Source organism: Pseudomonas sp. WSY_20 (assembly GCF_043104335.1).
In the GTDB taxonomy this organism is placed as follows: Bacteria; Pseudomonadota; Gammaproteobacteria; order Pseudomonadales; family Pseudomonadaceae; genus Aquipseudomonas; species Aquipseudomonas parafulva_B.
The window spans coordinates 14,457-26,487 of record NZ_JBICKP010000083.1; the positions used below are offsets into that span (position 1 = coordinate 14,457).

11 protein-coding genes are annotated in these 12,031 nt (G+C 62.8%); 5 read left to right on the forward strand and 6 right to left on the reverse strand.

What is annotated here, in order from left to right; translation table 11 throughout:
• The first annotated feature begins 41 nt into the window (after positions 1–41).
• Positions 42–1,418, forward strand: a complete 1,377-nt coding sequence (locus ACF8E5_RS20435) for a glutamine synthetase family protein (RefSeq protein WP_392475725.1) — start codon at positions 42–44, stop codon at positions 1,416–1,418.
• Positions 1,419–1,477: 59 nt separating this feature from the next.
• Here ACF8E5_RS20435 and argA read toward each other — a convergent pair whose 3' ends face one another.
• The gene (gene argA, locus ACF8E5_RS20440; protein ID WP_058602839.1) at positions 1,478–2,779 is read right to left on the reverse strand and encodes an amino-acid N-acetyltransferase; all 1,302 of its coding nucleotides are present in this window, start codon (positions 2,777–2,779) and stop codon (positions 1,478–1,480) included.
• A 123-nt stretch (positions 2,780–2,902) separates the two neighbouring features.
• Complete coding sequence (gene argE, locus ACF8E5_RS20445; protein WP_058602838.1) at positions 2,903–4,045, reverse strand: acetylornithine deacetylase; 1,143 nt, start codon at positions 4,043–4,045, stop codon at positions 2,903–2,905.
• A gap of 114 nt (positions 4,046–4,159) precedes the next feature.
• On the opposite strand from argE, the gene ACF8E5_RS20450 reads away from it, so the two are divergent.
• A complete protein-coding gene (locus ACF8E5_RS20450) occupies positions 4,160–5,527 on the forward strand; it encodes a CYTH domain-containing protein (protein ID WP_058638179.1) in 1,368 nt (455 codons plus the stop codon).
• 5 nt (positions 5,528–5,532) lie between these two features.
• Here the strand turns inward: ACF8E5_RS20450 and ACF8E5_RS20455 are convergent, their stop codons facing one another.
• Positions 5,533–6,003 carry an Lrp/AsnC family transcriptional regulator gene (locus tag ACF8E5_RS20455; RefSeq protein WP_027913434.1) on the reverse strand — a complete coding sequence of 157 codons (471 nt, stop codon included), beginning with the start codon at positions 6,001–6,003 and terminating at the stop codon, positions 5,533–5,535.
• A gap of 125 nt (positions 6,004–6,128) precedes the next feature.
• Between ACF8E5_RS20455 and ACF8E5_RS20460 the strand changes: the two genes are divergently transcribed.
• From ACF8E5_RS20460 to ACF8E5_RS20470, 3 genes are all read left to right on the forward strand, one after another.
• Positions 6,129–6,440 (forward strand): hypothetical protein, encoded by a 312-nt coding sequence (locus ACF8E5_RS20460; protein WP_058638180.1) that lies wholly within the window; start codon positions 6,129–6,131, stop codon positions 6,438–6,440.
• A 132-nt stretch (positions 6,441–6,572) separates the two neighbouring features.
• Positions 6,573–8,246 (forward strand): GspE/PulE family protein, encoded by a 1,674-nt coding sequence (locus ACF8E5_RS20465; protein ID WP_058638181.1) that lies wholly within the window; start codon positions 6,573–6,575, stop codon positions 8,244–8,246.
• Positions 8,247–8,330: 84 nt separating this feature from the next.
• On the forward strand, positions 8,331–8,645 hold the full coding sequence (locus ACF8E5_RS20470) for a DUF2388 domain-containing protein (protein WP_058638182.1): 315 nt from the start codon (positions 8,331–8,333) through the stop codon (positions 8,643–8,645).
• A 94-nt stretch (positions 8,646–8,739) separates the two neighbouring features.
• On the opposite strand, the gene gcvH is transcribed toward ACF8E5_RS20470, so the two are convergent.
• The 3 genes from gcvH to ACF8E5_RS20485 form a co-directional block, all read right to left on the reverse strand.
• Entirely contained in the window at positions 8,740–9,123 is a 384-nt protein-coding gene (gene gcvH / locus ACF8E5_RS20475) for a glycine cleavage system protein GcvH (protein ID WP_058638183.1), read from the reverse strand.
• A gap of 51 nt (positions 9,124–9,174) precedes the next feature.
• The gene (gene gcvT / locus ACF8E5_RS20480; protein ID WP_058638184.1) at positions 9,175–10,257 is read right to left on the reverse strand and encodes a glycine cleavage system aminomethyltransferase GcvT; all 1,083 of its coding nucleotides are present in this window, start codon (positions 10,255–10,257) and stop codon (positions 9,175–9,177) included.
• 135 nt (positions 10,258–10,392) lie between these two features.
• The gene (locus ACF8E5_RS20485) at positions 10,393–12,015 is read right to left on the reverse strand and encodes an iron ABC transporter permease (protein WP_058638185.1); all 1,623 of its coding nucleotides are present in this window, start codon (positions 12,013–12,015) and stop codon (positions 10,393–10,395) included.
• Positions 12,016–12,031: the final 16 nt, after the last annotated feature.

Here is a 12,031-nt window from a genome sequence, read left to right on the forward strand (position 1 = left end):
CCCCCCTTGATTGATATTTTTAACAACAAAGGTGTTGCATCATGTCGGTACCCCCGCGTGCCGTTCAGCTTAACGAAGCGAACGCGTTCCTTAAGGAACATCCTGAGGTTCTCTACGTTGACCTTCTGATTGCAGATATGAATGGTGTGGTGCGCGGCAAGCGCATAGAGCGCACCAGCCTCCACAAGGTTTACGAGAAAGGCATCAACCTGCCGGCCTCCCTGTTTGCACTGGATATCAATGGCTCCACCGTCGAAAGCACCGGGCTGGGCCTGGACATCGGCGATGCAGACCGCATCTGCTATCCGATCCCTGACACTCTCTCCAACGAGCCGTGGCAAAAACGCCCCACTGCCCAGCTGCTGATGACCATGCACGAGCTCGAAGGCGAACCTTTCTTCGCTGACCCGCGTGAAGTGCTGCGCCAGGTGGTGAGCAAGTTCGACGACATGGGCCTGACCATCTGCGCCGCGTTCGAGCTGGAGTTCTACCTGATCGACCAGGAGAACGTGAACGGCCGTCCGCAGCCGCCGCGCTCGCCCATTTCCGGCAAGCGTCCGCAATCGACCCAGGTCTACCTGATCGATGACCTGGACGAGTATGCCGACTGCCTGCAGGACATCCTCGAAGGGGCCAAGGAACAGGGTATTCCTGCCGATGCCATCGTCAAGGAAAGCGCCCCGGCTCAGTTCGAAGTCAACCTGCACCATGTGCCGGACCCGCTCAAGGCGTGCGACTACGCCGTGCTGCTCAAGCGCCTGATCAAGAACATCGCCTACGACCATGAAATGGACACTACTTTCATGGCCAAGCCCTACCCAGGGCAGGCAGGCAATGGTCTGCATGTACACATTTCCGTGCTGGACAAAGATGGCAACAACATCTTCACCAACGAGGATCCCGAGCAGAACGCCGCGCTACGTCACGCTGTCGGCGGTGTGCTCGAGACCCTGCCTGCGTCCATGGCGTTCCTGTGCCCGAACGTCAACTCCTATCGCCGCTTTGGCGCGCAGTTCTACGTGCCCAATGCGCCAAGCTGGGGCCTGGACAACCGCACCGTGGCGCTGCGCGTACCGACCGGCTCGCCCGATGCTGTGCGCCTTGAGCACCGCGTGGCTGGCGCCGATGCCAACCCGTACCTGATGATGGCGGCCGTGCTGGCAGGCGTTCACCATGGCCTGACCAACAAGGTCGAGCCTGGGGAGCCTATCGAAGGCAACTCGTACGAGCAGCTGGAACAGAGCCTGCCGAACAACCTGCGTGATGCGCTGCGCGAGTTGGATGACAGCGAAATCCTGAACAAGTACATCGATCCGAAGTACATCGACATCTTCGTCGCGTGCAAGGAAAGCGAGCTGGAGGAGTTCGAACATTCGATCTCCGACCTCGAGTACAACTGGTATCTGCACACCGTGTAAACCAGAACGCCGCCCATCAAGGCGGCGTTTTCATTTAAGGCACGCAGGCGCAGAGCGCCTCAGCCCAGCGGCTTTTCGAAGATCTTCGAATTGCGCTGGAAGTTGTACAGCGAAGCCCGTGCCGCCGGCAGCCGCTCGACGCCACTGGGCGAGAAGCCGCGTTCGCGGAACCAATGCGCCGTGCGTGTTGTGAGCACGAACAGGGTGCTCAACCCCATCTCCCGTGCCCGGCTTTCGATACGCGCCAGCAGCTCATCCCCGCGCCCGCCATGGCGGTACTCCGGATTCACCGCCAGGCATGCCAGCTCACCCGCATCGGACTCTGCAATCGGATACAACGCTGCGCACGCGATGATCATGCCTTCGCGCTCCACCACGCTGAACTGCTCGATTTCCCGCTCCAGCACTTCACGTGAACGGCGAACCAGGATGCCTTGTTCTTCCAGCGGGCTGATCAGGTCGAGCAGGCCGCCGACGTCTTCGATGGTGGCCTCTCGTACGATCTCGAACTGCTCCTGGGACACCAGCGTACCGCCACCGCCCCGGGTGAACAGTTCGGTCAGCAGCGCGCCGTCCTCGGCATAGCTGACGATGTGGCTGCGTGCCACGCCGCCCTTGCACGCCTGGGCAGCGGCATCGAGCAGCTCGGCCTGGTAGTCGCTGCCCAGGCGCTGCAAGTGCGGCGCAACCTGTTGGGGGCGCAGTTCGCGCACCAGGCGGCCATGTTCATCCAACAGGCCAGGTTCTGCGCCGAACAGCACCAACTTCTCAGCGCCCAGTTCGATGGCCGCACGGGTGGCCACGTCTTCGCAGGCAAGGTTGAAGATCTCGCCGGTTGGCGAATAGCCCAGCGGCGAGAGCAACACGATGGAGCGCTCGTCGAGCAGGCGGCTGATGCCCTTGCGGTCTACCCGACGCACTTCGCCGGTGTGATGAAAATCCACGCCTTCGAGCACGCCGATCGGCCGCGCGGTGACTAGGTTGCCGGAGGCCACCCGCAGGCGCGAGCCCTGCATGGGCGAGGCGGCAATGTCCATTGACAACCGCGCCTCGATAGCCAGGCGCAGCGCACCTACCGCGTCGATCACGCAATCCAGGGTAGCGGCATCGGTGATACGCAAGCCGTGGTGGTAGTGCGCTGCCAGGCCACGTTCAGCCAGGCGGGTCTCGATCTGAGGGCGAGAGCCGTGTACCAGGACCAGACGCACCCCAAGGCTGTGCAGCAGCACCAGGTCGTGGACGATATTGCCGAAGTTGGGGTGTTCAACCCCATCGCCGGGAAGCATCACCACAAAGGTGCAGTCGCGGTGGGCGTTGATGTAAGGAGAAGCGTGGCGTAGCCAGTTGACGTAATCGTGCATGACAGGGCCTGTGGATAAGTGGACGGAGAACGGCGTTACAGGGGCGTTCAGGATCATCGTCGGAACAGGCTTGCGGTCACGCGCGGTCTCCTCTAGGCAGAAACGAATGAAAGGGGTGGACGTTTAATGCAGGCAATAGTGCCCGATCAGGTCACGCAATAGACGCACGGTCGGCTCGATACGTGACATATCCAGGTATTCGCCAGGCTGGTGTGCGCAGGCGATGTCACCAGGGCCGAGCACGATGGTCTGGCAGCCAAGCTGCTGAAGATAAGGTGCTTCGGTGCCGAATGCCACCGCTTCGGCGCGGTGGCCGGTGAGCCGCTCTGCCACCTGGACGAGTTCACTGTCGGCCGCCTGTTCGAACGGCGGCACTTCGGGGAACAGCGGCGCATAGTCGATACGCACGTCATGGCGCTCGGCCACCGGAACCAGTTTTTCACGGATGGCGGCGCGCAGCTGGTCCACGTCCATGCCCGGCAATGGGCGCAGGTCGAACTCAAGCGCGCACTGGCCGCAGATCCGGTTGGGGTTGTCGCCACCGTGAATGCAACCGAAGTTCATGGTCGGCGCAGGCACCGTGAATTGTGGATTGTTGTAGACCTTCTGCCATTGCTGGCGCAGGCCCATCAGTTCGCCCATTACCGCATGCATGGCATCCATGGCGCTGCGGCCAAGGCTTGGGTCCGATGAATGACCACTGCGCCCGAGGATGTCGATCCGATCCATGAGGATGCCTTTGTGCATGCGGATCGGCCGCAGCCCGGTCGGCTCGCCGATGATCGCCGCGCGGCCCAGCGGCTGGCCAGCATCGGCCAGGGCACGGGCGCCAGACATGGAGCTTTCCTCGTCGCAGGTGGCCAGAATCAGCAGCGGCTGCTTGAAGTCGTGCTGCAGCAAGGGAATGACGGCCTCGATCACCAGTGCGAAAAAACCCTTCATGTCGCAACTGCCGAGCCCCACCCAGCGACCCTCGACTTCGGTCAGCTTCAAGGGGTCGCTGCTCCAGAGCTGCTCGTCGTAGGGCACGGTGTCGCTGTGGCCGGCCAGCACCAGGCCGCCAGGGCCGCTGCCGCGGCTGGCCAGCAGGTTGAACTTGCCGGGAGTCACCTGCTGAATGTCGCAGGAAAAGCCCAGATCACCCAGCCAGGTAGCCAGCAGGTCGATGACCTGACGATTGGACTGGTCGAGCGAGGCCTGGGTGCAACTGACCGAAGGCGCGGCGATCAAGGCGGCAAATTGGTCTTTCAGCGTCGGCAACGGCATGCGTGTACTCCTCGGAAGCATTGCCCATCATAGGACCATCCGCCGTCTGGAATAAACCGTTGACGGCCTACTGCTGTAGACTCTGCATCGACCACGCCCCCTTTCGAGCCTGTAATGCCCAAAGAAACCGAACTCAAGCTGCGCGCCAGCCCCGAGACCCTCGCCGCCCTGCGCGAGCACCCGCTGCTGAAAAAGCGCAACAAGTCTGGCTGGCAGACCCGCGAACTGCTGAACCAGTATTTCGACACGCCTGAGCGCGCGCTGGCCGAGGCACGCGTTGCCCTTCGCCTGCGCCGTGACGGCGATACCGTCATCCAGACCCTCAAGTGTCGCGGCACCAGCGTGGCTGGCCTGTCCGAGCGCAACGAGCACGAATGGCAACTGGACAAGGTGAAGCTGGACCTCAAGAAGCTGGATGACAGCTGCTGGCCCGTGCAACTGGCCGACCTGGACAAGAAGACCATCAAGCCGTTGTTCACCACCGACTTCACCCGCGAATACGCCGAAATCGCCTGGGGCCGTGGCAAGGCCAAGGTGGTGATCGAGGCCGCGCTGGACCAAGGCTTCGTGATTGCCGGCAAGCGCAAGGAAGCGATTTGCGAGTTGGAACTGGAGCTGCGTGAAGGTGAGCCTGCGGCGCTGCTGGAGCTGGCCGCCGAGCTGGCCGCAAGCGTTGCGCTGATGCCCTGCGATATCAGCAAGGCTGAGCGCGGCTACCGCCTGCTGGAGCCCGAGCGTTTCGAGCTGGATCTGAGCGTCGCCGACCTCGAAGCGGACATGGCCTTGGACGATGCCTACGCTGCGTTGGCGTGGCAACTGCTGGGCAACAGCCAGCGCCTGGCCGAGCAATACCGCCACAGCGGCCACTGGCGGTCGCTGCAGGACTGGGTGCAGAACCTCATCGAGCTGCGCGCCATCACTGCCAGCCTGGGCCAGGCCGCCCCCCGCGCTGCCACCCGTGACCTGCGCGCGCGCCTGGATGCCCTGCTCGAAGACTGGCGTCCACTGGTGCAAGCCGGCAACGGTGACGAAGACATCCGCCGCGCTGCGCCCGAGCAGTTCGCAGAAGAGCTGGATGATCCTCGCTGGGGCCAGTTCTCCCTGGAAACCTCGCGTTGGCTGCTGTCGCGTGCCTGGGCTGCCGAGCGCAAGGGCCGTGGCGAGCGCCAGGGCAAGGCGCTTCTGGCAAGCTGGCTGGCACACCTGATTGCCGAGGAAGGCCGCGCTCTGAAGTTGTCGCTATACACCCAGCGCCCCGAAGACCTGGCAGAGCAACTGCCGCGCATCGAGCAAGTGATGGCCTGGCTGCACCATGCCCGCCATGTGCTGGATGCACCACAAATGGACCGCCTGTACGGCGACATGAAGAAACTGCACGAGCTGGCTGAGCACCCGATCAGCGATGAGGTGCTCGAAGCCCGCATCGAGCAGGCGCGTGCCGTCGATCAGAGCCGTGGCTGGAAGCATCTGCTCAAAGCGTGATGCCTTCAGCCCGACAGCGGCAGGCTGGTGGTGGACTTGATCTCCGAAAGGGCCACGATCGAGTTCACCTCCTGAATACCGGGCACGTTCGAGAGCTTTTCGAAGAAGAACCGTTCGTACGCCTCGATATCCGGGGTGACGATACGCAGCAGGAAGTCCACCGAGCCCATCAGCACGTAGCACTCGAGCACCTCTGAAAACCCGCGGATCGCCTCTGTGAACTCGGTGAAATTCGAGCGGCCATGGGCATTCAATTTCACTTCGGCGAATATCTGGGTGTTCAGCCCGATTTTCTTGCGGTCCAGCAAGGTGACTTGCCCGCGAATCACCCCTTCCTCTTTGAGCCGTTGAATCCGTCGCCAGCATGGCGACTGTGACAAGCCAATGCGTTCGGCGATCTGAGCGCTGGACAGCGAAGCGTCTTCTTGTAGCAACTCGAGGATACGACGGTCGTAGGCATCCAATGCGCTGTGCATGAAAAATTCTCCAGATCGAACTGCTTCGATCATAGTTATGCAAGAACAGGCTGATTGGGTCGAATCTTAGCGAAAAAATACCGGTTCAGGCGTGCAAAACTTCCTTCACTCAAAGAGGATGACGCATGAACTCACTGCCGCGTGTCGATGTATGGGCCAACAGCAATGCTCACACCACTGTGCTGTATCGCTTGCAGGCCGAAGCCGAGCCCGACAGCTTGTGCCGGGTGCTCAATCAGTTCGCCTTGCAAATGCTCACACCGCATAGCGTCCAGGTCACTCAACAGGATGACTGGTTGGCCATCGATATCGGCATTGGCGGCTTGAGCTGGCACCGCGCCGAAGTGATCGCTCAGAAATTACGCAACATGGTGTGTGTGGCTGACGTGCACTTGGCCCCGCAACACCGTGTAGAGCTGTCGGTAGTGCACGCCTAGCGGCGCACCGGCCAGCGCTTTGACATGAGCATGAATAGCCCTCAGGCAAAACCCTGACATCCTTTCGATTCGGCTTTGGCGGAGGCTGAACTAGCCTTGATCGGGTCTTCTTGATCAGGCACGGACGCCTTTATGCACAACCCCGATACCCTGGCACTCGATCTGCATCGGGTGCTCGAAGCCTTGCTCATTGACCAGCGCCTGCACGCCAGCGATAGCGTGCGTGTACTTGAACATGCCGTCGATCACCCTGCCGATCATCCGCTGGAGCAAGTGGCCGCCTGCAACCTTGCCGACCGCCTCCATCCGGGGCAAGTACTGGACCTGGATCGGCTTTGCCAATGGCTGGCTGCCAAGACGGGCCTGCCCTATCTGCGTATCGATCCGCTGCAAATCGACCTGCAGCAGGTGGCTGAGCTGGTGTCCCCAGCCTTTGCGCAGAGCCACGGCATTCTCATCGTGGCAGCTGACGCGGCGAGCGTCACCGTGGCCAGCGCACAGCCCTATCAGTGCCGTTGGCAGGCCGATCTGGCCCTGAGCCTTGGACGAACCGTGCGGCGAGTGCTCGCAAGCCCTGTGCAGATGCGTCAGGCCGGTGAACCCTTCCAGCGCCTGGCGCAGTCGGTCAAGGGCGCGCACCACCAGCAATCGAACCGCTTCGGCGAACTCGAGCAGTGGCTGGAGCTGGGCAAGCGTCACTCGCAGGCCAACGCGGATGACGCGCATATCGTGCATATCGTCGACTGGCTGCTGCACTACGCGATCGACCAGCGCGCCAGCGACATCCATCTGGAGCCGCGCCGCGACCAGGGCCACTTGCGCTATCGCATCGATGGCCTGTTGCACACCGTCTATGTTTTCCCCGCCGCAGTCGCAGTGGCCTTGATCAGCCGCCTGAAGCACCTTGGGCGCATGGACGTCGCGGAAAAACGCAGGCCTCAGGATGGCCGACTGCAAAGCCGCCTGCCAAACGGGAGCGAGGTGGAGCTGCGTTTGTCGACCCTGCCCACTGCCTTTGGTGAAAAACTGGTATTGCGCCTGTTCGACCCGCAGCAGCTGCACGAGAGCTTTGATCGGCTCGGTCTTCAGGGGCAGCAATTGGGTCAATGGCAAGGCCTGCTGCAACGGCGCCAGGGCATCATCCTGGTCACAGGGCCTACGGGCTCAGGCAAGACCAGCACGCTGTACGCCAGCCTCAAGCTATTGGCCACCCCGCAGGTCAACCTGTGCACCATCGAGGACCCCATCGAACGGCTCGAACCCGGGTTCAACCAGTTTCAGGTGCAGCCGGCCCTGGACCTGGGCTTTGCCAACGGCGTGCGCGCTATGCTGCGCCAGGATCCGGACATCATCATGATCGGCGAAATACGGGACCCCGACACCGCACGGGTGGCCGTGCAGGCCGCCCTTACCGGGCACCTGGTGCTGTCTACCCTGCACACCAACGACGCCTGTGCCGCGATCATCCGCCTGCAAGAACTGGGTGTGGCTGACTACTTGATCAAAGCGACATTGATTGCCGTGATGGCCCAGCGCCTTGTGCGCACGCTGTGCAGCCAGTGCCAGGGGCGCGACGCAGCCAGCTGCAGAACGTGCCGCGGCACGGGTTTTCATGGGCGTACCGGCTTGTTCGAATTACTCGAACCCAGCGACAACCTGCGTGCCCTGATCGGCCCTCATACGGACCTTGCGCAATTGCGACGCCAGGCCCAGGCAGATGGCCTTGTGGACCTGCGCCGCTGCGGCGAGGCCAAGGTTGCGTGTGGGCAAACCCTGGCTGACGAAGTACTGCGTGCATGCAGCTGATCAGAAGCGGCAGGCCCAGGAACTTGGCAGGTTCGCGAGCATCCAACCGCACATCTTCAACCCTCACCTTCGAGGTGTCTCATCATGCGTCTCAACACTGCCATCGCTGCCGCAGCCCTGCTCGCGCTGCCTGTGGGCTCGGCCATGGCCGATTCCTTCTGGCGTAATGTGATCTCTTCCGGTGCAACCACCGGCTCGACCTACCTGACCTCGCGTGACCACAAGTTGGTAATGGCGGCGCAGGATGATGCTGGCAGCTTCGTAGCCAGTGAAGGCGCCATCCGTGGGCCATTCCTGGAGTCGGCAATCAAGCAGGTGCGTGCGGAACATCCAGGGCTTCACGCGTCTGACATGGAGCTGGCCAATGCCATTCTGGCCAAGCATGCAATAGCCGACTGATCGGTACAGCGCCGGCCTCAACGCCGGCTAACTCGCGCCAGGAGGTCTTCAACCCCTGGCTGCGAGTGCTTTCTGCCGGTGACGCAAGGACGGCTTACTCGCCAATGGCGGCCTTGTAGCCAGCCGCATCCAGCAGTTTCTCCAGATCAGCCTGGCTGCTCGGCTTGAGCTTGAAGATCCATGCGTCGTAGGGCTGCTCGTTTAGTTGTTCAGGGCTGTCGGCCAACGCCTCGTTAACCGCGATCACTTCGCCACCGACCGGGGCGTAGATGTCGGACGCGGCCTTGACCGACTCCACGACACCGGCCGCGTCGCCTGCGGCAAACACCTTGCCCACTTCGGCCAGCTCGACGAATACCACGTCACCTAGCGCTTCCTGCGCATGGTCACTGATGCCTACCGTGACGGTACCGTCGGCTTCCAGGCGGGCCCATTCATGGCTTTGGGCAAAACGAAGTTCGGCGGGGATAGTGCTCATGTCTTGAATTCCTCGATTGGCTCAGCGGTACGCCCGCCGTTTGATGATGGATCAGATCAGGATCTTGCCGTGGCGCACGAAAGTCGGCCTGACCACGCGCACCGGGTACCACTTGCCACGAATTTCCACTTCGGCCCGGTCGCCCGTGGCCATGGGCACGCGTGCCAGGGCAATGGACTTGCTCAGCGTAGGTGAGAAACTACCACTGGTGATCTCTCCTTCGCCAATTCCCGCCACACGGACCACCTGGTGGGCGCGCAGCACACCACGCTCCTCCAGTACCAAACCCACGAGCTTTTCCTGTACGCCCCGCTCGATTTCCGCCAACAGTGCCGCGCGGCCGATGAAGTTTCGGCTTGCCGGCTCCCAGGCGATGCTCCAGCCCAGGTTGCACGATAACGGCGTATGCTGCTCGTCGATGTCCTGCCCGTAAAGGTGCATGCCGGCTTCGAGCCGCAACGTGTCGCGAGCCCCCAAACCGCTGGGCGCGATACCGGCGCCGACCAGGTCGTTGAAAAAGGCCACGGCCTGGTCACCCGGAAAGATCAACTCCAGGCCATCTTCGCCGGTGTAGCCGGTGCGCGCGATGAACCAGTCCCCGTCCATCACCCCTTCGAAGGGGCGTAGCGTGCGTATCAGAGCGGCCCGCGAGGCACTGACCAAAGCAGCTACCTTCTCGCGCGCGTTCGGGCCCTGAACGGCAAGAATGGCGAGGTCCGGACGAACCTGAACGTCGACGGCAAGCCCATCACGCTGCTGGTCCAGCCACTCCAGCACCCGGGCTCGGGTGGCAGCGTTGGTGACCAGGCGGTAACCGGTCGCCGTGCGGTAGGCGATCAAGTCATCGATCACCCCGCCCTGCTCATGCAGCATCGGGCTGTAGAGTGCCTTGCCAACCTGATCGAGCCGGGCGACATCATTGGCCAGCAGCCGCTGCAACCAAGCCGTGGCCGCATCGCCCCGGATATCAATGACGGTCATGTGGGACACGTCGAAGACCCCACAGTCACTGCGCACCTGGTGGTGCTCATCGACCTGCGAGCCATAGTGCAGCGGCATGTCCCAGCCACCGAAATCGACCGTCTTGGCGCCAAGCGCCAGATGCAGGTCGTACAAAAGCGTGCGCTGTCCCATGGGTTTCTCCTTCCGGGCGTGGCGAAGCGGCAGCAGTGGAAGGCTCATGGCCTTCAGCTGTGTGAACAGCGTTGTTTTGATTGCCTGCTGCGCGAGTGCCGCGCATTGTAGCGGCAAGGGCGCAAGCTGACACCCTTAGCAGGAATGGCCTGGCCTGCGCGCCGAGCGGCGTATCAGGCCAATGACCGGCAGCAGCCCGACCACCACCAGCGTCAATGCCGGCAGCGACGCCCGCGCCCATTCACCCTCGCTGGTCATCTCGAACACCCGTACCGCCAGCGTATCCCAGCCAAAAGGACGCATCAGCAGGGTAGCCGGCATCTCCTTGAGCACATCGACAAACACCAGCAACGCCGCGCTCAGTGCGCCTGGCAGCAGCAGCGGCAAGTACACCTTGATGAACAGCCGCACCCCGCCCACACCCAGGCTGCGCGATGCCTGCGCCAACGAGGGACGAATCCGTTCCAGGCTGCTCTCCAGCGGGCCGTAGGCCACGGCGATGAAACGAATCACATAGGCCAGCAGCAATGCTGCAAGGCTGCCCAGCAGCAATGGCCTGCCCGCGCCTCCCAGCCAGCTGGACAGCGGCGCGACGACCTGGCTGTCCAGGTAGCTGAAGGCCAGCATGATCGACACCGCCAGTACCGAGCCGGGCAAGGCGTAGCCCATGTTGGCGAGCCCTACACCGACGCGAATGCCCGGCATGGGCGCCTGGCGCCGGGCAAAGGCCAGTAGCAGCGCCACGCAGACCGTCACCAGCGCTGCAACGCCGCCCAGGTATAGGGTATGAAGCACCAGGCCGATGTAGCGCTCATCCAGATCGTGGCGCCCGCGCTGCCAGAACCACACCAGCAGTTGCAGCAAAGGGATGACGAATGCGCAGGCGAAGACCAACAGGCACCAGCCGCTGGCCAGCACGGCCTTGCCACCCTGCAGGCGGTACAGCGCCTGGCCTCTGGGGCGTTCACTGGCGCTGTGGTTGGCGCCCCGCGCACGGCGCTCGCCGTACAGCACCAGCATGACGGCCAGCAACAGCAAACTGGCCAATTGCGCAGCGCTGGACAGGCTGAAGAAGCCATACCAGGTCTTGTAGATGGCGGTCGTGAACGTGTCGAAGTTGAAGACCGCCACGGCGCCGAAGTCGGCGAGGGTTTCCATCAGGGCCAAGGCGATGCCCGCCCCGATGGCAGGTCGGGCCATGGGCAGGGCCACCCGCCAGAATGCCTGCCAGGGCGAGAGCCCCAACACCCGGGCGGCCTCCATCAACCCTTTGCCCTGGGCAAGAAACGCTGTGCGTGCCAGCAGGTAGACATACGGATAGAACACCAGCACCAGCACGATGATCACGCCGCCGGTAGAGCGCACCCGTGGCAGGCGCATGGGCCCGAAAGCCTCGCGCAGGGCACTCTGCACCGGGCCGGCGAAGTCCAGCAAACCTACGAAGACGAAGGCCAGGACGTACGCCGGAATGGCAAACGGCAACATCAGCGCCCAATCCAGCCAGCGACGGCCCGGAAACTCGCACAGGCTGGTGAGCCAGGCCAGGCTGACACCGAGCAAGGTGACACCCAGACCGACACCCACCACCAAGGTAACGGTGTTGCCCAGCAAGCGCCCCATCTGCGTGTCGAGCAGGTGTGACCAGATCTGCAGGTCGATCGACTGCCACGACAACAGCAGCACGCTCAGGGGCAGCAGCACGAGGCCGGCGATCAGAGTGACGGGGAGGTACCAGCGACGACGGTGGGTGTAGGGCACGTTATGTCTCGATGAC